This window comes from Streptomyces sp. NPDC018029 (genome assembly GCF_044327655.1).
Lineage (GTDB): Bacteria > Actinomycetota > Actinomycetes > Streptomycetales > Streptomycetaceae > Streptomyces.
This window is the reverse complement of record NZ_JBIRFV010000001.1, coordinates 268066-288274: the sequence shown is the minus strand read 5'-3', so window position 1 is coordinate 288274 and position 20209 is coordinate 268066. Positions and strand designations below refer to the sequence as shown.

Annotated in this window: 19 protein-coding genes and 1 tRNA gene; 10 read left to right on the top strand and 10 right to left on the bottom strand. The window is 72.8% G+C overall.

Annotated elements, in window-relative coordinates; all coding sequences use genetic code 11:
* Positions 1-58: 58 nt before the first annotated feature.
* Positions 59-1201: a DUF475 domain-containing protein gene (locus tag ACH4D5_RS01255; protein WP_398297320.1), complete on the top strand. Its 1143-nt coding sequence runs from the start codon at positions 59-61 to the stop codon at positions 1199-1201.
* 156 nt (positions 1202-1357) lie between these two features.
* The gene (locus ACH4D5_RS01250; RefSeq protein WP_398297318.1) at positions 1358-2098 is read left to right on the top strand and encodes a Tellurium resistance; all 741 of its coding nucleotides are present in this window, start codon (positions 1358-1360) and stop codon (positions 2096-2098) included.
* Positions 2099-2130: 32 nt separating this feature from the next.
* Here the strand turns inward: ACH4D5_RS01250 and ACH4D5_RS01245 are convergent, their stop codons facing one another.
* Positions 2131-3009 carry a TerD family protein gene (locus tag ACH4D5_RS01245; protein WP_398297316.1) on the bottom strand — a complete coding sequence of 293 codons (879 nt, stop codon included), beginning with the start codon at positions 3007-3009 and terminating at the stop codon, positions 2131-2133.
* A 247-nt stretch (positions 3010-3256) separates the two neighbouring features.
* Here ACH4D5_RS01245 and ACH4D5_RS01240 point away from each other — a divergent pair, with 247 nt between their 5' ends.
* From ACH4D5_RS01240 to ACH4D5_RS01225, 4 genes are all read left to right on the top strand, one after another.
* Positions 3257-4441 carry an HpcH/HpaI aldolase/citrate lyase family protein gene (locus ACH4D5_RS01240; protein WP_398297314.1) on the top strand — a complete coding sequence of 395 codons (1185 nt, stop codon included), beginning with the start codon at positions 3257-3259 and terminating at the stop codon, positions 4439-4441.
* Between the two features lie 104 nt (positions 4442-4545).
* Entirely contained in the window at positions 4546-7044 is a 2499-nt protein-coding gene (locus ACH4D5_RS01235) for a phosphoribosyltransferase (RefSeq protein WP_398297312.1), read from the top strand.
* 5 nt (positions 7045-7049) lie between these two features.
* Complete coding sequence (locus ACH4D5_RS01230) at positions 7050-7853, top strand: HAD family hydrolase (protein ID WP_398298472.1); 804 nt, start codon at positions 7050-7052, stop codon at positions 7851-7853.
* Between the two features lie 9 nt (positions 7854-7862).
* The gene (locus ACH4D5_RS01225) at positions 7863-8093 is read left to right on the top strand and encodes a zinc ribbon domain-containing protein (RefSeq protein ID WP_398297310.1); all 231 of its coding nucleotides are present in this window, start codon (positions 7863-7865) and stop codon (positions 8091-8093) included.
* A gap of 187 nt (positions 8094-8280) precedes the next feature.
* Here ACH4D5_RS01225 and ACH4D5_RS01220 read toward each other — a convergent pair whose 3' ends face one another.
* The 4 genes from ACH4D5_RS01220 to ACH4D5_RS01205 form a co-directional block, all read right to left on the bottom strand.
* Entirely contained in the window at positions 8281-9237 is a 957-nt protein-coding gene (locus ACH4D5_RS01220) for a sugar kinase (protein ID WP_398297308.1), read from the bottom strand.
* A 122-nt stretch (positions 9238-9359) separates the two neighbouring features.
* A complete protein-coding gene (locus tag ACH4D5_RS01215; protein WP_398297306.1) occupies positions 9360-10010 on the bottom strand; it encodes a bifunctional 4-hydroxy-2-oxoglutarate aldolase/2-dehydro-3-deoxy-phosphogluconate aldolase in 651 nt (216 codons plus the stop codon).
* A gap of 59 nt (positions 10011-10069) precedes the next feature.
* Positions 10070-11554, bottom strand: a complete 1485-nt coding sequence (locus ACH4D5_RS01210; protein WP_398297304.1) for a hypothetical protein — start codon at positions 11552-11554, stop codon at positions 10070-10072.
* Between the two features lie 78 nt (positions 11555-11632).
* Positions 11633-12490 carry a DUF4097 family beta strand repeat-containing protein gene (locus ACH4D5_RS01205; RefSeq protein WP_398297302.1) on the bottom strand — a complete coding sequence of 286 codons (858 nt, stop codon included), beginning with the start codon at positions 12488-12490 and terminating at the stop codon, positions 11633-11635.
* 212 nt (positions 12491-12702) lie between these two features.
* On the opposite strand from ACH4D5_RS01205, the gene ACH4D5_RS01200 reads away from it, so the two are divergent.
* Both ACH4D5_RS01200 and ACH4D5_RS01195 read left to right on the top strand, forming a co-directional pair.
* Positions 12703-12774 (top strand) — tRNA-Val (locus tag ACH4D5_RS01200).
* A gap of 307 nt (positions 12775-13081) precedes the next feature.
* Positions 13082-13972: a DUF2382 domain-containing protein gene (locus ACH4D5_RS01195; protein ID WP_398297300.1), complete on the top strand. Its 891-nt coding sequence runs from the start codon at positions 13082-13084 to the stop codon at positions 13970-13972.
* Positions 13973-14062: 90 nt separating this feature from the next.
* Here ACH4D5_RS01195 and ACH4D5_RS01190 read toward each other — a convergent pair whose 3' ends face one another.
* Together ACH4D5_RS01190 and ACH4D5_RS01185 are read right to left on the bottom strand one after the other, a co-directional pair.
* The gene (locus ACH4D5_RS01190) at positions 14063-14359 is read right to left on the bottom strand and encodes a hypothetical protein (RefSeq protein ID WP_398297298.1); all 297 of its coding nucleotides are present in this window, start codon (positions 14357-14359) and stop codon (positions 14063-14065) included.
* Positions 14360-14442: 83 nt separating this feature from the next.
* Positions 14443-14793 (bottom strand): hypothetical protein, encoded by a 351-nt coding sequence (locus ACH4D5_RS01185; RefSeq protein ID WP_398297295.1) that lies wholly within the window; start codon positions 14791-14793, stop codon positions 14443-14445.
* A gap of 169 nt (positions 14794-14962) precedes the next feature.
* On the opposite strand from ACH4D5_RS01185, the gene ACH4D5_RS01180 reads away from it, so the two are divergent.
* Positions 14963-15184 (top strand): DUF2277 domain-containing protein, encoded by a 222-nt coding sequence (locus ACH4D5_RS01180; RefSeq protein WP_398297293.1) that lies wholly within the window; start codon positions 14963-14965, stop codon positions 15182-15184.
* A gap of 902 nt (positions 15185-16086) precedes the next feature.
* Here ACH4D5_RS01180 and ACH4D5_RS01175 read toward each other — a convergent pair.
* Positions 16087-16710: a DedA family protein gene (locus ACH4D5_RS01175; protein ID WP_398297291.1), complete on the bottom strand. Its 624-nt coding sequence runs from the start codon at positions 16708-16710 to the stop codon at positions 16087-16089.
* A gap of 250 nt (positions 16711-16960) precedes the next feature.
* Here ACH4D5_RS01175 and ACH4D5_RS01170 point away from each other — a divergent pair, with 250 nt between their 5' ends.
* Positions 16961-17560: a superoxide dismutase family protein gene (locus ACH4D5_RS01170; protein WP_398297290.1), complete on the top strand. Its 600-nt coding sequence runs from the start codon at positions 16961-16963 to the stop codon at positions 17558-17560.
* An 83-nt stretch (positions 17561-17643) separates the two neighbouring features.
* On the opposite strand, the gene ACH4D5_RS01165 is transcribed toward ACH4D5_RS01170, so the two are convergent.
* Together ACH4D5_RS01165 and ACH4D5_RS01160 are read right to left on the bottom strand one after the other, a co-directional pair.
* The gene (locus tag ACH4D5_RS01165; protein WP_398297288.1) at positions 17644-18102 is read right to left on the bottom strand and encodes a DoxX family protein; all 459 of its coding nucleotides are present in this window, start codon (positions 18100-18102) and stop codon (positions 17644-17646) included.
* 79 nt (positions 18103-18181) lie between these two features.
* Positions 18182-20071, bottom strand: coding sequence for an FAD/NAD(P)-binding protein (locus ACH4D5_RS01160; RefSeq protein ID WP_398298470.1), 1890 nt, complete (start codon positions 20069-20071; stop codon positions 18182-18184).
* Positions 20072-20209: the final 138 nt, after the last annotated feature.

Below are 20209 nucleotides of genomic sequence, written 5' to 3'. Positions count from 1 at the left end.
GGACCGGCGCGGGGGAGACCGCTAAACGGGAGCCCGTAAACACACGATTGGGTAACCAGTGATTCTGAAAACCTTCGGCTGGTCGTTCGCGGTGACCGCGCTCGGCCTGGTCGCCGCGGTGTTCTACGGGGGGTGGACCGGCTTCGGCGTCGTGGCGATCCTGTCCATCCTCGAGATCTCGCTGTCCTTCGACAACGCGGTGGTCAACGCCGGAATCCTGAAGAAGATGAGTGCCTTCTGGCAGAAGATCTTCCTCACCATCGGTGTCCTGATCGCGGTCTTCGGTATGCGACTGGTCTTCCCCGTCGTGATCGTGGCCATCAGCGCCAAGGTCGGCCCGATCGAGGCCGTCCGCCTCGCCCTCAACGAAAAGGACCAGTACCAGCAGCTGGTCACCGACGCTCACCCGTCGATCGCCGCCTTCGGTGGCATGTTCCTGCTGATGATCTTCCTGGACTTCGTCTTCGAGGACCGGGACATCAAGTGGCTCGGCTGGATCGAGCGCCCGCTCGCCAAGCTCGGCAAGGTCGACATGCTGTCGGTCTGCATCGCGCTCATCGTGCTCCTGATCACCGCGATGACCTTCGCCACCCACGCCCACCAGCACGGTGGAGCGCATGTGGACAAGGCCCAGACGGTCCTCATCTCCGGCATCGCGGGTCTCATCACGTATCTCGTCGTCGGCGGTCTCTCCGGCTACTTCGAGAACAAGCTGGAGGAGGAAGAGGAGCGCGAGCACGAGCAGGAGGAAGAGGCCAAGCGGTCCGGCAAGAAGGTCCCGGCCGTCGTGATGGCCGGCAAGGCGGCGTTCTTCATGTTCCTCTACCTGGAGGTCCTGGACGCGTCCTTCTCCTTCGACGGTGTCATCGGCGCCTTCGCCGTCACCAACGACATCGTGCTGATGGCGCTGGGTCTCGGCATCGGCGCGATGTACGTCCGGTCCCTCACGGTCTACCTGGTCCGCCAGGGCACCCTCGACGACTACGTCTACCTGGAGCACGGCGCGCACTACGCGATCGGCGCCCTCGCCGTGATCCTCCTGATCACCATCCAGTACGAGATCCACGAGGTCATCACCGGCTCCGTCGGCGTCATCCTCATCGCCTGGTCCTTCGTCTCGTCCGTGCTGCGCAACCGGAGGCTGGCAGCGGCCGAGGGGAACGCGAGCGGTGACAAGACCCAGGTGTCGTCAGGGGTCTGAGACTGACTGATTCGCTCACCGAGCTGTCCGATTCCGGTTCCCGGAGTGTGACGACGGCCCGGGTGAGGAACGCTCTGTGCGGGGCGGCCGTCGAGGAGATGTCCTCATGGCCGCCCCGTCGGTTTCGTAGGCGGCACAAGGGCACTTGGGGGCGGAATGTCCTTCTGGGACGGTCTGTGGCGCGGGCGCTCGATGGACTTCGAGTCGGGCAGCGCCGCCAGCAACTCCATCGAACTCACCAAACGGCACCCGACGGTCTCGCTCTCCAAACAGGGCGCGGCCACCGGCAATCTGCGCGTCAACCTGTCCTGGCAGATGCGCACGTCCGACCTCATCGGCAAGCCCCGCCGCAGCGGCGGCCTGCTGCCGCACCCCTTCAAGCTCTTCCAGCCCGACGTGGTCCAGGCGCACACCCAGGGCGTGGTCAACGTCGACCTCGACATCGGCTGCCTGTACGAGCTCATGGACGGCACCAAGGGCGTCGTACAACCCCTCGGCAGCTTCTTCGGGGACCTGAACGGCCCGCCGTTCGTGAAGCTCAGCGGCGACGACCGGTTCGGCTCACCGTCCGGCGAGACCATCTACGTCAACCTCGACCACCGCGAGTCCATCAAGCGGCTCCTGGTCTTCGCGTACATCTACGACCAGACACCGGCCTTCGACCGTACGCAGGCCAAGGTCACGCTCTACCCCAGCAACGGCCCGCGCATCGAGATCGACCTCGACGAGCGGCAGCCGCAGGCCCGCTCCTGCGCGGTCGTCGCCATCGAGAACGTGAAGGACGAGCTGATCGTGCGCCGCGAGGTGAAGTTCGTCTACGGCTTCCAGGCCGAGCTCGACCGGCTGTACGGCTGGGGACTGCAGTGGGGCCGGGGCTACAAGACCAAGGTGGGCTGAGCCCCGTGCACCCACCGGGCCGGCCCGCCGCCTCAGCGGGGCAGGAACTGCGGCCCCTGCGGCGGCAGCCGGAAGTTCGGGTCCGGCATCGGCGTCACCGGCTGCGGATAGCCGTACGACGGCTGGGCGACCGGGGGCGGCGGCGCGATCGGGGCGGGCTGGGTGGCCGCCGCCGGCGGATAGCCGTACGCGGGCTGGGGCGCCGGGTGGCGGGGCGGCTCGGGCGGGTAGCCGTACGCGGGCTGCGGGGGCGTCTGCGGGGCCGGCTGGGCGATGGACGGCTGGGCGTGCTGCGGCGCCGGCTGCCGGGGCGGCAGCGGGAAGGACGTCGAGGGGGCTGCGGGCGCGGGCTCCGGGGCCGCGGAATCCGAGTCGTCCACCGAGATGCCGAAGTCGGAGGCGAGGCCCTCCAGGCCGTTGGAGTACCCCTCGCCGAGCGCGCGGAATTTCCAGCCCTCACCGCGGCGGTAGAGCTCCCCGCAGATCAGCGCGGTCTCCTCGCCGGTCTGCGGCGTGATGTCGAAGTAGGCCAGCGGCTCGCCCTCGGCGACCGCCGCGTCGAAGAGCAGGATCCGCAGCGCGGGTACATGCTCGAAGGAGACACCCTCGGCCGACGCGGCGAGGAGCACCCGGTCCACGGCCGGATCCAGGCCCGCCAGATCCGTCTGGATCGTGTCGGTGAGCCCCTCGGCGACCCGCTTCTTGCCGAGCCGCCACACCTTGCCGCCGGGGTGACGGGGCTGGTTGTAGAAGACGAAGTCCTCGTCGGAGCGGACCCGGCCGTCGCCGCCGAGCAGCAGCGCCGACGCGTCGACGTCGGGGACGCCCTGGCCCGGAGCCCAGCGCAGCACCGCGCGGACGGACGAGGCTTCGAGAGGGACGTTCGACCCCTTCAACATCGCGTGCGTCATACGGTCATCCTGCCTTCCCCCGCACGAGTGGGACAACGCGGGGGGCCGAAGCTCCCGGTCGCGCCATCAGGCTCCTGACCTGCGGGTGCTGCGAACGTGCGACGGTGGTGTGGTGAGCGTGTGTGACATGGCCGGGTTACCTGAAGTTCATGCCCGGAGGGAACCCCCGGCACCCGTCTCTACGTACTATTACCGGCCACATCCAAACGGCCCACGTCGATGAAACAGGCGATAGCAGGGGAATCACATGCGTCATTTCGGGCACATCGCCCCAGAGGTGCGTCAGCGCCTCTTCCACCGGGAGCCGTGTGCCTTCACCGCGGACTCCCCGCCCCACCTGCTCGCGCCCGCCCTGGGCGCCACGCTCTATAGCCCGGCCACCCGCCCCCGCCTCGCGGACGACATCATGAAGCAGGCCGGGCGCGGCGTGATCTCCATGGTCGTGTGCCTGGAGGACTCCATCGACGACTCCGAGGTCGCCGAGGCCGAGGAGAACCTGGTCAGGCAGTTCGCCGACCTGGCGGAGCGGGACGCGGAGCCGCCGCTGCTCTTCATCCGGGTCCGCGCCGCCGGGCAGATAACCGACCTCGTCCGCAGGCTCGGGACGAGCGTCCGGCTGTTGTCCGGATTCGTACTGCCCAAGTTCACCGAGGAGCGGGGCGTTCCGTTCCTGGAGGCGGTGGCGGCCGCGGAGGCGGAGCTGCCGACGGGGCCCACGGGCGGGGGCCGGCGGCTCTTCGCCATGCCCGTCCTGGAGTCGCCCGAGCTGCTGCATCTGGAGAGCCGCGCCGAGACCCTCGCCGGAATCGCCCGCACCGTCGACAAGTACCGCGACCGGGTCCTCGCGCTGCGTCTCGGCGTCACCGATTTCTGCTCGGCGTACGGACTGCGCAGACCGCCGGACATGACCGCGTACGACGTGCAGATCGTCGCCTCCGTCATCGCCGACGTGGTCAACGTCCTCGGCAGGGCCGACGGCACGGGCTTCACCGTGACCGGGCCCGTGTGGGAGTACTTCCGCGTCCAGGAGCGGATGTTCAAGCCGCAGCTGCGCCGCAGCCCCTTCCTGGAGAGCCGGGCCGAGGAGCTGCGCCAGGCCCTCATCGAGCACGACATGGACGGGCTGCTCCGCGAGATCGAGCTCGACCGCGCCAACGGCCTGCTCGGCAAGACCTGCATCCACCCCTCGCACGTGCTGCCCGTGCACGCGCTCTCCGTGGTCAGCCACGAGGAGTTCAGCGACGCCGAGGACATCCTCCGCCCCGAGCGGGGCGGCGGCGGGGTGCTGCGCTCCTCGTACACGAACAAGATGAACGAGGTGAAGCCGCACCGCGCCTGGGCCGAGCGGACCCTGCGGCGCGCCGAGGTCTTCGGCGTGGCCAAGGCGGACATCGGCTTCGTGGAGCTGCTCACCGCGGGACTTCCCGCTTGACCGGCCGGACTCCCCGGCCGGACCGCCGGGCTTCCCGGCCGACGAAGGCGCCGGGTTCCCGGCCGACGAACGTGCCGGTCTCCCGGCCGATGAACGTAAGGGACATGACGTACGTGACTGAAGACGCGGTGCCGGAGACGACGGAGTGGTCGGGGACCTGGGTCGCCGAGCGGCTCGGGGTCGGGCTCGACGGCGACGCGTCGCTGCGCGGCCTGCTCGGCCTCGCCCTGCGCCGCAACCCCAAGCGGGCGCACCTCCTGGTGTCGAACGTCCTCGGCAAGCACGTCCCCCAGCGCCCCTCGGTGGTGTACGCGGCCGGGCACGACCTCGGCGTCCGCGTGCGGGAGCTGCTCGGCGACGACGAGGCCCGGTGCGCCGTCGTCCTCGGCTACGCGGAGACCGCGACGGGCCTCGGCCACGCGGTCGCCGACGGCATCGCCCTCGCGCCCTACCTGCACTCCACCCGGCGCCCCGTCGACGGCGTCGAGCGCGCGGGCGGCTTCGAGGAGTCCCACTCGCACGCCAGCTCGCACCTGCTGCTGCCCGAGGACCCCGCGCTGCTCGCGGGGAACGGCCCACTGGTCCTCGTCGACGACGAGTTCTCCACCGGCAACACCGTCCTCAACACCATCCGCGCCCTGCACGAGCGCTTCCCCCGCGAGCGGTACGTGATAGTGGCGCTCGTCGACATGCGCTCGCCCGCGGACCGGGGGCGGCTCGCCGACTTCGCCCGCGAGATCGGCGCGCGCGTCGACCTCGTCGCCACGGCGTCCGGCACGGTGCGGCTGCCCGACGGCGTCCTGGAGAAGGGGCAGGCGCTGGTCGCGGAGTACGAGACGCGTCCCGTCCCGCCGCCCGGTGGGGGACGCGGCCCCGTCACGCGCGTCGAGCTCGGCTGGCCCGCGGGTGTCCCCGACGGCGGACGGCACGGCTTCACGCCCGCGCACCGGGCCGCCCTGGACGCGGCGCTGCCCGCCATGGCGGCCGAGATCGAGAAGGCCCTGCCGGCCGGGGCGCGCCGCGTGCTCGTCCTCGGCTTCGAGGAACTGATGTACGCCCCGCTCGCGCTGGGTGTGGAGCTGGAGCGCAGGGTCGGGGGAGAGGGGCGGGCCGGTATCGAGGTGCGGGCCGGTGTCGAGGTGCGGTTTTCGACCACGACTCGGTCGCCTGTGCTCGCCGTGGACGATCCCGGCTACGCGATACGCACCCGCCTCGCCTTCCCCGCGCACGACGACCCCGCCGACGGTCCCGGCACGCGGTACGCGTACAACGTCGCGGGCGGCGGTTTCGACGCGGTCGTCGCGGTCGTGGACTCGGTCGCGGACACCCCGCAACTGCACGCCCCGAACGGCCTGTTGGCGCAGCTCTCCGCACACACCGGGCACGTCCTGCTGGCCGTCGTCCCCTCCTACGTACCCGAGCGTGTCCCTGAAAGGTCCCGCATGCTTCCCGAGCCCCTTCGCGGCCCCGCCTTCTCCTCGTACGCCCCCGAAGACGTCGGCTGGCTGCTCCAGGACCTCTCGGACGTGACGCTCGAAGCCCCCACGGAGGAGCGCGAGGAGGCGATACAGAGCGGTGGCGCGCACTACGCCGAGTCGCTGCCCGTCGAGTACCAGCCGAGCGAGCGCTACCAGGAGCTGTTCCGCGCCGCGCTCGACACGTCCGCCGCCCGCATCGCGCAGGCCGTCGGCACCGTCACCGAGACCGTGCTCGCGGAGAGGTCCCCGCGTCCGGTCCTGGTCTCCCTGGCCCGCGCGGGCACCCCGGTCGGCGTCCTGATGCGCCGCTGGGCCGCCCACCGGCACGGCCTCGACCTGCCGCACTACGCCGTGTCGATCGTCCGCGGCCGCGGCATCGACGCCAACGCGCTGCGCTGGCTCGCCGCCCACCACGACCCGGTCGACGTCGTCTTCGTCGACGGCTGGACAGGCAAGGGGGCGATCACCCGCGAACTCGCGGACGCGGTAAGGGAGTTCGAGGCTTCGGGCGGTCCCGCGGGCTTCGATCCGGAGATCGCCGTGCTCGCCGACCCCGGCTCGTGCGTCCGCACCTACGGCACCCGCGAGGACTTCCTCATCCCCTCCGCCTGCCTCAACTCCACGGTGTCCGGGCTGATTTCGCGCACCGTGCTCCGCGCCGACCTGGTCGGCCCCGACGACTTCCACGGCGCGAAGTTCTACCGCGAGCTCGCGGAGGCGGATGTGTCCGGCGAGTTCATCGACGCGGTCGCGGGCCGTTTCGCGGAGGTCGACGACGCGGTGGACGCGCAGGTCAAGGAGGCGCTCTCCGCCGACCGCGCGCCGACCTGGGAGGGCTGGGCCGCCGTCGAGCGCATCAGCGAGGAGTACGGCATCCACGACGTGAACCTCGTCAAGCCGGGCGTCGGCGAGACGACCCGCGTCCTCCTCCGCCGCGTCCCCTGGAAGATCCTGGCCCGCGCGGGCGCCGGGGCCGACCTCGACCACGTACGCCTGCTCGCCGAGCAGAGGGGCGTGCCCGTCGAGGAGGTCGACGAACTCCCGTACACCTGCGTCGGGTTGATCCACCCCAAGTACACGCGCGGCGCGACGGGCGCGGACGGCAGGGCGGTGACCGGCAAGTGAGCACCATGGTGATCGCCAGCGACCTCGACCGCACCCTCATCTACTCCACCGCCGCCCTCGGCCTTGCCATGCCCGACGCCGAGGCGCCGCGCCTGCTCTGCGTCGAGGTGTACGAGGGCAAGCCCCTGTCGTACGTCACCGAGACCGCCGCCGGACTCCTCGACGAGCTGGGCCGCACCGCCGTCTTCGTGCCGACCACGACCCGGACCCGCGCACAGTACGGGCGCATCCATTTGCCGGGTCCCGCACCGAAGTTCGCGATCTGCGCCAACGGCGGGCACCTGCTCGTCGACGGCGTCTCCGACCCCGACTGGCAGGCGGTGGTCGCCCGCCGCCTCGCCGCCGAGTGCGCCACGCTCGACGAGGTCCGCGCCCACCTGGTGCGGACCGCCGATCCGGCGTGGCTGCTCAAGGAGCGCGTCGCCGAGGACCTCTTCGCGTACCTCGTCGTCGAGCGCGCGCTGCTGCCGGGGGAGTGGGTGAAGGAGCTCGCCGTCTGGGCCGAGGAGCGCGGGTGGACCGTCTCGCTGCAGGGCCGCAAGCTCTACGCCGTGCCGAAGCCGCTCACCAAGAGCGCGGCGGTACGGGAGGTCGCGCGGCGGGCCGGCGCGACGGAGGTCCTCGCGGCGGGGGACTCGCTGCTCGACGCCGACCTGCTGCTCGCGGCGGACCGCTCCTGGCGGCCCGGCCACGGGGAGCTCGCCGACACGGGGTTCGTCGCGCCGGGCCTCACGGTGCTCGCCGAGCGCGGGGTCGCGGCGGGGGAGGAGATCGCCAGGGCGTTCCTGGGGGCGGTGGGGTCCCGCTAGCCTGGGGTCATGCCTCGATACGAATACCGGTGCCGGTCCTGTGGTGAGACCTTCGAGCTGAGCCGTCCCATGGCCGAGTCGGGCGACCCGGCGGTGTGCCCCGGCGGGCACGAGGACACGGTGAAGTTGCTTTCTACTGTGGCCGTCGGTGGGTCGGCTGCCGCGTCTGCGCCCGCGGCTCGCGGGGGCGGGGGCGCGGGCGGTGGCGGTGGTTGCTGTGGTGGGGGTTGCTGCGGCTGAGGGCGCCGTTGGGGGCGGGGTGGGTTGTTCGGCTGCGGGTCGGGTGTGGCTGGGCGCGCAGTTCCCCGCGCCCCTGGGGCGGCGGGGGTGCGGGTTTGTCTGCGGGCCGGTGGGGGCTGGGCGCGCAGTTCCCCGCGCCCCTGGAAGCTGCCCTGGCGGGCGCTTTCCCCGGGGCCCCCGCCGGGGGCTAGCGGACCACCGTCCCGCCGCCTGCCCCCAGCAGGCCCAGCTCCGCCCGTGTCGGTGCGCCCTCCCAGTCGCCGGGGGTCGCCACCGCGAACGCGCCCGTCGTGACCGCGCGGGCCAGGCGGTCCTGCACGTCCGCGCCGTCGAGCAGGGCCGACAGGTAGCCGGCGACGAACGCGTCGCCCGCGCCCACCGCGTCCACGGCCCGCACCTCGCGGGCGGGGGAGTGGAGTTCGCCCTCGGCGGTGTGCACCGTGGCGCCGTCGGCGCCGAGTTTGACCACGACCTCGCGCACGCCCCGCTCGATGAGGCCATTCTCCGTGGTGCCCGACGGCAGGCACAGCGGCAGTTCGTCGTCGGAGGCGATGAGGACGTCGACGTACGGGAGCCACTCGCGCAGCTCCGTCGCCGCCTGCTCCGGACTCCACAGGCGGGAGCGGAAGTTCACGTCCAGGCAGACCTGTGTGCCGTGCTCGCGGGCGAGGCGCAGGGCGCGCCGGCACGCCTCGGCCGCCGACGGGCCGAGCGCCGGCGTGATGCCCGTCAGGTGCAGGACGCGCGGCGGCCGGGCGGTGGCGAAGGCCGCCTCGACCGCGTCCGGGGCGAGCCGTGAACCCGCCGACCCCGCCCGGTAGTAGTGCACGCGGGTCACGTCCGGCAGCCGCGGCTCGAACAGGACCAGGCCCGTCGGGGCCCGCGGGTCGCGCGTGGCGGCGGTGACGTCGACGCCCTCCGCGCGCAGCGTGCGCAGGACCAGCTCACCGGCCTCGTCGTCGCCGACCGCGCCCGCCCAGCGGACGGTGTGACCGAGCCGGGACAGCCCGATGGCGACATTGCTCTCGGCACCCGCGACCGACACATCCATCGAGCCCCCCAGCTTGAGGGGCCCGCTCCCGCGCAGGGCAACCATGGTCTCGCCGAGGGTGAGGACGTCGCAGGGGGCCGGGGGCGACGTCAAGGGCGAAGTCTGGGGTGAGGGCAAGGGCGAGGGCGGAGCCGGGGTCGAGGTCGAGGCCGGGGGCGAAGTCGGGGGCGAGGGTGGAATCGGGCCCGGGGTCGGGGGCGGGAGCGGTGGTGTGCTCATCGGGGCACCGCCCCCGTCGCCTCCACGAACTCCGCCGCCCGGGCGCGCAGCGCGCCCAGGTCGCCGCCGTCCGCCGCGTCGCCGATCAGCGGTGAGCCGACGCCCACCGCCACCGCGCCGAACGCCAGATACGCCTCGGCGGCCACCGCGTCCACCCCGCCGACCGGCACGAAGGCCGCGTCGGGGAAGGGGGCCCGCAGCGCCTTGAGATACGTGGGGCCGCCCATCGCCGACGCCGGGAAGACCTTCAGCGCCGTCACGCCCGCCGCTTCGGCCGCGATGACCTCGGTGGGCGTGAGGACACCACCGAGCACCGGAAGCCCGAGGCGCACCGCCTCGTCGACGCCCGCGCCGAGCCCGGGCGTGACGATGAGGTTGGCACCCGCCTCGGCGGCCCGGCGCGCGTCGTCGGCCGTGCGGACCGTGCCCGCGCCGAGCCAGGCGTCCGCGCCGAGCTCGGCCCGCGCCCGGCGCAGCACGCCCAGGGCGTCGGCGCCGCTGAGGGAGACCTCGACCAGCGGAACGCCGGACTCCACGAGCGTCATGACCGTACGGAAGGAGGCGTCGGGATCGGTGCCGCGCACGATGGCGACGAGGCGCCGCGCCCGGAGATCCGTGGGGAAGTCACCCGTGGGGAAGTCACGCATCTCCCCACGTTCGCACAGGGGTTCAAGCCGTACCCCGGCCGGGGTGATGAGACAGGCTCTCAGGCCCCCTGCCCCCGCTCCTCCCGGATCTGCGCGACCACGCGCGCCACGGTGGTGCGGACCGCCTCGGTCTCGGTCAGGAAGTGCCAGTAGTCGGGGTGGCGGCCCTCCAGGGAGGCCACCGCGCGGTCCAGGCGGGCCACGGAGTCGTCCAGCGGGCGGGCGTGGCGCGGCTCGGGGGTCTGGCGGCCCGCCATCGCCAGGCGCTGCGCGTCCCGGATCGCGAAGCGGGTGCGGTCGATCTCCTGCTGCGGGTCCTTCGACACCGCGTTCAGCCGCTGGAGGCGGTCACCGGCCGCCGAGACCGCCTCGTCCGTGGAGTTCAGCAGCGCGCGGACCGTGGAGAGCCGCGCGGTGGCGTCCGGCCAGCGCTGCTCCTCACGGGCCTGGCGCGCCTCCGCCAGCTTGGCCTCGGCCTGGCGCACGTGCTCCGCGGCCTGGTCGGGGACGTGCTGCAAGTCCTGCCAGCAGGCGGCGGAGAACCTGCGCCGCAGCTCGCTGAGGACGGGGTCGACCTGGCCGCTGCGCGTGGTCAGCGCCTGCGCGCGGGTGCGCAGCGACACGAGCCGCCGGTCGATCTCGGCGGCGCGCTCGGGCAGCCGCTCGGCCTCGGCGCGCACGGCCTCGGCGTCGCGCAGGACGCGGTCGGCACGCTGCAGCGTCTCCGGCACGCCGTGCCGGCCCGCGCCCTGGTTGAGCTTGGTCAGCTCGGGGCCGAGTGCGGCGAGCCGGGCGGCGAGGTCGTCGGCCTTGAGGCCCGCGGCCCGCACGGTGTCGAGGGCGTTGCTCGCGGCGAGCAGCGTCTGGCGGGCCCGCTCCACCGCGGGGGCGAGCCGCGCCAGCTGGGTCTCCGCCTTGTCGAGCAGCGGTCCGAGGCCCTGCTGGAAGCGGTCGAGGTCCTGCTTGGCCTTGTCCAGCTCGGTCTTGGCCGCGGCGAGTTCGGTCCTGGCGCGGGCCGCGACCGAGGACTCCAGGTCGTCCCGGTCGAGGTCGTGAGCGTCCACCGCGCTGATGTACTGGTGGCTCACCTCGTCGATGCGCCGCCCGATCGCCTCGAAGTCCGAGACGGCGCGCTGGGCCGCGGGCGAGGAGTCCACGGCCACGATCGTCTCTATCGAGATGCGCAGATCGCGCTGGGCGGTGTCCAGTTCGTAGAAGGCGGCGGCAGCGGCGTCCTTCGCGGCCTGCGCCTCGGCGCGCAGGCTCTCGCCGCGGCCGCCGAACCAACGGCGGGTGCCGCCGCCCGCGAACGCGGCCGGTGCGGCGGCGGCGAGCAGCGGCAGGGAGAGGGTGACGGCGGTGACGAGGGCGAGGGCGTGGAGGGCGTCACGGAGGGGACCGCCGCGACGCGCGCTCCCGCACTGAGCGCGCACTGTGCCCGCCGCGTCTCCTGTGGCTGTGGCTGTGGCTGTTGCTGTCGCTGCTGTGGTGCTCTCGGCCTCGGTTCTGTCCGGTGTGTACGGCTGCGAAGGTGTCGCCGTCACTATCCCTCTCCCGTGCTGTCATCCGCCCTGCCCCGGTGTCACATTCTCCCACCGGTTAAGGACGAATACACGGGCCGGTTAGTTCGCGCTGCGCACGGTGACTTTGCCGTCGGCGCTGCGGACGGACAGCCGGTGGGGGCTGTTGTCGTCGCGCGGCACCGCCACGTCGACGGAGCCGTCGGAGACATCGGTCCGCACGTCGTACGCGACCTTCTTCCCGCTCTCCCTGTCCGGCACCGCTATGTCGACGGAGCCGTCCTTGCTCCGGGCCTCCACGCGGTCGGGCACGGCGGCCAGTTCCAGCCGTACGGAACCGTCCTTGGAGTCGACGGCCACCTGCCGCGACGTGATGCGGCGCGCGGTGACGGAGCCGTCGGAGCTGTGCAGATCGAGCGGCCCCTGCGCGCCGTCGACGGTGATGGAGCCGTCGGAGCTGCGCAGGTCGAGCGCGGCGTGGGTGTTCTTGACGGTGACCGATCCGTCCTTCGTACGCACCTTCAGCGCGTCCTTGAACCCGCTCGCCGTGACCGTGCCGTCCTTGTTCTCGACGGTCACCGCGACCCCGCGGGGCACCTCGACCCGGTGCCTGGCCGAGCAGTTGGCGATGACTCCGGAGCACTCCATGTCGAGCGTGAGCCGGTTGCCCTCCATCTTCCACGTCACCTTGGGGTCGCCGCCGAGCACGGTCTCTCCGTCGAACCACCGGGTCACCTGCACGCCCTTGGCGTCGCCGGCGGCGGGAACCAGTTCGAGGGTGGAGTCGCTGGACTCGACGGTCAGCGTCTTGCCCGGCAGGGCGAACGTCCGGTGCTCCGGTTCGGTGTCGTCGTCGGCGTCGGCCCCGCACGCGCCGACGAGCAGGACGACGGCCGCGGTCCCGCCGACGGCGGCGAGTGCGCGGGCCGTGCGCGGACGACGACGGGTGCGGACGGTCATGACGGGCTCCCCCTGAAGTGCTCTCGTGCTGCTGAAGCGCTCTTGCGCGGCTGAAGTGATCTTGTGCTGTCGGGTCAGACTCTACGGAGCCGCCCGGGCCGGGAGGATCCCGCCGGCCACCGGATCAGGGTGGGGTTAACCCCCGGCCGCCCGGTGACAAGAAGGGGTTTGCGGGGCACTGCCTGCGGCAAGGTAGGCTGTCCACTCGTCCCGGGCGCGTAGCTCAGGGGTAGAGCGCCTCCCTTACAAGGAGGATGTCGGCGGTTCGAAACCGTCCGCGCCCACCGGGTGAAGAAGCAGGTGTCGTCCTGCTCGTGGCCCCCCGGCCGTGATCGGCCGGGGGGCTTCTTCGTGCGCCGGGTCCGCGGGACGAGGGGTAACCCGAATGGGCTAACCGGCGAGGGGCCGACCAGATCCGTCCGATGGCCGCAGGCGTGCCTCTGCACGGCCTTTTGCGGGCAGTCCGGGTACGGTGCGTGACTTTCCTGGTTGCGGCGCGGCGCCGCGCAGAGCGCGATGGAGGGGAGGCGTGCGTCCTCCGAGGCGAAAGTCGATTTTCGCCTGTCGCGCGCTGCAAGGGAGTGATCACCCATGACGCAGGGCGAGGCCTTCACCAACCCCGACGGGCTTGCGGGCCTGACGGCCTACGACCGGACCGGCGAGAAGATCGGCAGTGTCGAGCAGGTCTACCTCGACGACCGCAGCGGCCGCCCCGAGTGGATCACCGTCAAGACCGGCCTGTTCGGTATGAAGCAGAGCTTCGTCCCGCTGGCCGGCGCCCGCCGTCAGGAGGACAAGCTGCACGTGGCGACGACGAAGGAGGCCGTCAAGGACGCTCCCCGCATCGACGCCGACCAGCACATAGAGCCGGGTGAGGAGCACGAGCTCTACGCCCACTACGGGCTCGCCAGGCCCGACGCGACCGCGCGTGGCATGGCGGGCGGCAACCAGACGCGCACCACCTCCGGGACGGGCATGGCGGGTGCCGGAGCGGGTGCCGGTATGGCCGGCGCGGGCGCGGGTGGCTCGCGTGAGTTCGCGACGCGGGCCGGTGCGGCCGACACCGGCAAGGCCGAGGACATGGTGCGCTCCGAGGAGCGGCTGCGGGTGGGGAAGGAAGAGGAAGTGGTCGGGCGGGCCCGCCTGCGCAAGGTGGTCGTCACCGAGGACGTGAAGACGTCCGTGCCCATCTCCCACGAGGAGGTACGCGTGGTCCGCGAGCCCATCCGCGAGGGCGAGGAGACCCGCTCCAACATCGGTGAGGCCGAGACCGAGGTGACCCTGCACGCCGAGAAGCCCGTCGTCCGCAAGGAGTCGGTGCCGGTCGAGCGCGTGCGTCTGGAGACCGAGAAGGTCACGGAGACGCAGGAGGTCTCCGACTCCGTGCGCAAGGAGCAGATCGAGTTCGAGCGCGCCAAGGGTGAGCGCGGCGACGCGAAGGGTCAGGACTGGCGGGACCGGAAGCAGGGTCCGCGTCACTGACGCTCCCGCTCCGGTTGCGCGCAGGCCCCCCGCCGATGTCGGCGGGGGGCCTGCGCGTGGCGCTGCTCTTCGGCCGTCCCGGCGGGGATTTCAGCGGCCGGATCCGGGGTGCGTCCTGCGGTATCGGCGGTCCCAGCGCTCCTGGCGTTCCTTGCGGATGCGGTAGTCGCGGTACGTCTTGGGGTAGCCGCCGCCACCTGCGCCGCCTCCCCCTCCGGCGCCCATGCCGCTACCGCCGCTCCCGGAACCGCTCTTCTTGCCGGCCGAACCGCCCTCGTAGAAGCGCACCAGGTAGAAGGCGAGTGCCGCTGCGGCCAGCCACAGCAGAGGTTGGTCGAAGCCCAGGCCGAAGAGGGCCAGGATCGCGACGACTATCAAGACGTTCATGGCTGCACCTCCGTGGCTCGAAGGGGGCTCTTGTGCGCGGCTGGTAGGGAGTCAACGCCCGCTCTCAGCGCGTGTCAATGGCTTTACGGCGCGGACTCGTCCGGCGTCTCGTGGGCGTGCTTGAGGCGGGCCCGCGCGGCGACGACGTCCGGTCCCGTGACCTGTTCCCAGTACCGGTGGCAGGTCACGAAGACCGCCAACTCCCTTTCCCGCGTGCGGAGTTTCTCGACCTCGGCCTGTTCGTCGGGGGTCCAGCCGGGCGAAGCGGGGCGCTCCACTTTCCGCCAGCCGCCCGTGTCGCTGAAGCCGTCGAGGGGCTCGACGGACCAGGGCAGGCGTTTGAGCAGCGCCAGGAGCGTGGAGCGGACCTGGTGCAGTTCCTCCTGGCCGGCGAGGAGGTCGCTCGGGAAGTCATGGGGTGGGGTGACAGGCACGCCGTAATGGTACTCCTGTTCGAATTCCGTGTGCGAGTGATCCGTGCGCTCCGATCCGATTCGACGCGGCATCGGTGATGGCTAGGTGCGGCTCGGCGACGGCCCGACGTTGGCCCGGCGATGGCCCGGCGGCGGCCCGGCGGCGGCCCGGCGGTGGCAAGCTGGAGGCATGTGCCGAAGCATCAAGACGCTCCGCCCGCCCGCCATCCCCGAGGACGCCACCGAGGAGGAGATCCGGGCCGCCGCGCTTCAGTACGTACGCAAGGTCTCCGGCTTCCGCGCCCCGGCCGCCCACAACCGCGAGGTGTTCGACCGCGCGGTGAACGCGGTGGCGGAGGCGACGGCGGAACTGCTGGCGGACCTGGAAGTGCGCGGGGCACGCGCGTCCTAGCCCCAGCGGTGACCTGCCCTGCGGCAGGCTTCCCCCTCCCGCAGAGCGGACAAGGCAGAGGGTCGTCGTTGCCGCTGGGGTGCCCGGATGCGGCCGCCGACCCGGGTGGCGCCCGCTTCGCGGCGACGCGCGCATGCGCGAGGAGCGCGCAAGACGGCTAGGACCGCCGGAGCCGCCCCCCCCCGGAGCGCAGCCGGTCTGCCGGTGGGCCTGCACTCGGCGGACCTTTCGGTCCGGTGCTGCCACGGCTGGGCGGGGCGTGCGCTCGGCCGGCCGGGGCGAGGGGGGTTAGGGCTGGGGTCCGTGTGGGGCCGTGGCCGCTCGGTTTCCCTGCGCCTTCGTGGCGTCCGGTCCTGGGTGGCGTACCGGGACGCCGCCAGTCGGTCGGGGGGCAGGTGCGGGAGCGTGGTCCCATACGGCGCCTTCGGCCTCCGGCCCTGGGCGGCTTCCTGGGAACGTGGCCGGTCTTCGGGGTGCACCAAGGGGGGTGGGAGTGTGGGCGGGGCCGCGTGTCTCGGGCCTACGGGCGTCCGGTCCCCGGCGGCGTACCGCGCCCTCGCTGTGTCCGGTAGGCCCCGGCGGCGTACCCGAAAACGGCGCCGGCGGTAGGTCGGGGTGGGTGCAGGGGTAGAGCGCGGCCGTTCCGGCGGCCAGGGGCCATGCCGGGGCCGGGCGGTTGCCTACGCCTTTGCCGGTTCGGTTCCCGGCGGCGTGCGCCGTCGGCCAGGCGGGGCGGGAGTGCAGGTGGCCCTCCGGGGTCCGTGCCGGCCCGCGTGGTGCTCTGTGTGTTCGCTGCGGCCCGTCCCGGGGGGCGTGCCAGGGATGCCGCCGGTCGGGGCCCGGGGTGGGCGCAGGGGCGGCCCCGGGACCCCCGGGCGGACCGTGCCGGGTCGGGTGGTTGGTTAGGCCTTTGTTGGGGTCGGGGTGGGGCGGCGGACCAGGAATGCTGCTCCTGCGCCTGCTGCGAACAGGGCGAGGAGTGAGACGCCTGTGGCGAGCCACGTCGCGCCGAGCCATTGGCCGCCGAAGTAGCCGAGGGCGACGCTGTAGCCGGCCCAGGCCAGGCCGGCCAGGGCGGACCAGGGCAGGAACTCGCGCAGCCTGCGGTGGGCCGCGCCCGCGCCGAGGGAGACGATCGAGCGGCCCGCCGGTGCGAAGCGTGCGATGACGACGAGGATGCCGCCGCCCCGCGCGAGCGCGGTGCCGAGTCGTTCCTGCGCGGTGGTCAGGCGCCGGGAGCGGGCGATGGCGCGGTCGAGGCGTTCGCCGCCGCGCCAGGCCAGGCGGAAGGCGACCATGTCGCCGAGCACGGAGGCCGTCGCCGCGCAGAGGGTGAGCATCAGGATGTCGGGGACGCCGTGCGGCACTTGCCCCGCACCGGTCCCCGCCGCCGCGGCCGCCGTGGCCGACATGATGACGAGGACGCCGCTCGGCAGCACAGGAACGAACACGTCGAACAGGACGGACAGGGCGACGACCGCGTAGATCCACGGACTGCCGGTCAAGGCCCCCACACTCTCAAGCACCGTAACTCCCCGTTACTCCCCGGTTGGCAGCGCGTTGCCGCTGTGTCTCGGGGAACGGCAGGGGCGGCCTGGTGACAGCTGTACAGCGTACGCCGCGCGAAGGGCGAGAGATCCACTGGGGGTTTAGATGTTCCCTACATCACGTTCACCCGGCTGCCTCCCCCGATGCGGCGTACGGCACCGAAGTCCCGTACGAACGAGTCAGCGCCCGAGCGGGACGCGGGCGACATCAGGGACATGGAGCGGGGCGATGGTGGTGCCAGGGGTGCTGGTCAGGGTCGGTGTCGGGGGCATGGCTGCGGTGGGTGTGGTGAGTGTGATGGGTGTGCTGGGTGCGAGTGGTGCGGTTGCGGGGACCCCCTCCGTGCGGGTCGAGGCGCGGTTCGCGCCGCCCACGGCCTTCATCCCCTCGCCCGCGGTGACGTACGACCAGAGACTCGTCCCCGCGGCGTCGTGGATCGAGGTCGTGCAGCGCGGCGTCGAAGGCGGCACGGCCGTCACCCTGCGGGTCAGGGGCATGAAGCCGGGGCACGCGTACGGCGTGCACGTGCACCGGAAGCCGTGCGGCGCGGACCCGGAGGCCGCGGGCGGCCACTACCAGCACCGCGTCGACCCGGTGCAGCCGTCGAAGAACCCGGCCTACCTCAACCCGGAGAACGAGGTGTGGCTCGACTTCACCGCCGGAGCGGACGGCTCCGGATCGGCGGGCGCGGTCCACGGCTGGGGATTCCGGCCCGGCGAGGCCTCCTCCGTGGTCCTGCACCACGAGCCCGGCGGCGCCGGTGACCGGGCCGCGTGCTTCACGGTGCCGTTCGAGCCCCGGGCGCACGCGAAGGCCGACCGGGCGTAGACGGGAAACGGCGCCCCCTTCCTCGTACCGGAACACCGGGATGCTTGAGGAAGGGGGGGCGCCGCTTCGTACGCCGGCTCAGGTCACGCCGCGACCGGCGCCCGCTTCGAGTCCGCGTCCTCCCCGCCGGCCCCGCTCTCGACCCGCGAGGCGAAGAACCGGTCGAGGCCGAACGCGCCGGAGCCGGTGAAGACGAGCAGCAGCATGGCCCAGCAGAAGATCGCCGCGGCCTCGCCGCCGTTCTCCATGGGCCACAGCGCCTCCGGCTGGTGGACCTTGAAGTAGGCGTAGGCCATCGAACCGGACGAGACGAAGGCGGCGGCGCGGGTGCCGAGGCCGAGCAGGACCAGGCCGCCGCCGACGAGCTGGATGACGGCCGCGTACCAGCCGGGCCAGGTGCCGGCGTCGATCGTGCCGCCGCCCGCCGCGCCGCCGAGGACGCCGAAGAGGGAGGCGGCGCCGTGGCAGGCGAAGAGCAGGCCGATCACTATGCGGAACAGGCCGAGGGCGTAGGGCTGGGCGCTGTTGAGACGTCCAGTCATGGTGGGGGACTCCTTCGGTCGGGGGACGGTAACCGAGCGGAGGCCCAAGATTAGGCGCACCTAATTAGTGCTTGCAAGTTCAACATTCGGTCAGTCGGAGATTCCGCTTCGGCTCCGTCCGGGGTCCGGGAAGCGGCTCACCGCCCCCGGCGGCCATGCGGAGCGCGGCCCGCGCCACCGCGTCCGCGTCCGACAGGGTGACCGAGTCGACGCCGGGCCTGGCACCGGCCGCAGTCACCCAGTGGACCCCTTCGGTGGGCACACCGAACGCGAACCTCCGCGGCTGGACACGGCCTTGACGGTCGATCAGGCGGTAGGGCCGCGGCGTCACGTCCAGGCCTCCGGTTTCGTAGCCGTCGACCACATGGGGCCGGCATCCGCCGCTCGCCAGGAGCTCACCGAGCAGCGCGTCACCGGTGCGGCGCAGGTCCGGTTCGGGCAGCCGGGCCTCGATCAGCGTGGTGACACGGACGGCGGAGTCCGGCACGTCGGGGGAGTGGGCGAGAAAGGCCCCGCTCTCGGGCCGCACGGTCAGGCGCGGACCGAGCACCTCCAGGACCCCCGCCTCGATCAGTGCCGCCATCTCCTCGATGCGGCGGCGCGGCGGACCGATGGACAGGAAGGCGTTGAGCGGCGTGTACCAGCGGTCGAGGTGGTCGCGGCGCGAGGTGCCGGAGAGGCCGCCGTGGTCGACGATGCCGCGGAGTTCGTTGCGCAGGTCGCGGAGCACGTCGAGCGCGGCCTTCAGCGGACCTGCGACATTGCCGAGCGCGGCCTGCGCGGCGTCCTCGCGCAGCCGCTCCAGGAGCCACGCGCGGTGGGCGCGCGCGGAGGTGAAGGGGCGCGGCGGGTGCGGCCGGGAGAGCCGGTCCCAGGACCAGCGGTCGGCGTCAGCGATGCCGAACTCGCCCAGCACGCGCGCCTCTTGAGGGCTCCCGTGGCCGGTGGCGAGAAACCGTCCCCGGAAGTCGCTCACCCCTGCCGGGCCACCGCCCCAGCCCGCCAGCAGCGCCGCGTAATAGACCGTCTCCACCTCCTTCGCGATCAACGGCCATATCTCGTCGAGGAAGTCGGGGGCCTCCCCGCTCTCCGCGCGCTTGCGGAAGCGGGCCACGACGTCACCGGTCAGGACGGCGGGCTCGTGCCGCCCGTACGGGCCCTTCGCGTTGTCGCCGCGCGCCTGGTACGGGACGCCGCGCCGCGAGCCCGCGTACAGCCGCGGCTCACGGCCCGACGGCCGGTACCGCAGCGCGCCGCCGGGCGTTCGCACGTACCGGCCGCCGCGGCCCTCGGTGAGCAGCGCCATGTGGTCGAAGAAGTTGAGACCGAGCCCGCGCAGCAGCACCCGCTCGCCGGGGGCGACGGCGGACAGGTCCAGGTCGGCGGGGTTGGCGGGCGGGAAGTGGCGCAGGCCGTGCCGCGCCGCGTGGTCGGTCAGGCGCCGCTGCTCCGGGGTGGCCGCCGTCGGCAGGTGGCCCTGCGCGAGCACGACCGCCGCGAGGCCGGTGAGTTCCAGGCCGTCGTCCAGTACGAGGGTCTGCGCCCCGTCGGCCGTCCCGGTCAGGCGTACCGCGCGCGCCGCGTGCACCCGGACGCGGATCGAGCCGGGTGCGCCGCGCACGGTTTCGGCGAAGACCCACTCCAGATAGCGGCCGTAGCAGGCGCGGGTCGGATAGTCGTCGGGCCCGAGCCCCGGCGCGTGCCCTGCGGCCGCCCATTCGTACAGGCTCGGGCCCTGCCGTATCGGCCCCGAGCAGTCGACGCTCTCGTCCGTGAAGAGGGTCACCTGGGACGCGACGGTGTTCATCAGGAGCTCGGCGGGCTGTGCCGTGCGCCAGACGCGGCCCGCGCCCGGCGGGGAGGGATCGACGACGTGCACCGTCAGACGTGTCCCCGGCGTGAGGAGTTCGGCCGCCGACGCGCAGAGCCGTTCGAGCACGCTGGTGCCGCGGGGGCCCGCGCCGACCAGGGCGAGGGCGGACTCGTGCGGGCCGGGCCGGGATGACGCGGGTGGGAGCGGCGCGGGTACAGGTGCAGACAAAAGCGTGACTCCCGGGGCATATAGAGAACGCTGGAACGCAGGAAGGCCGAGCGCCGGAACGCTGGA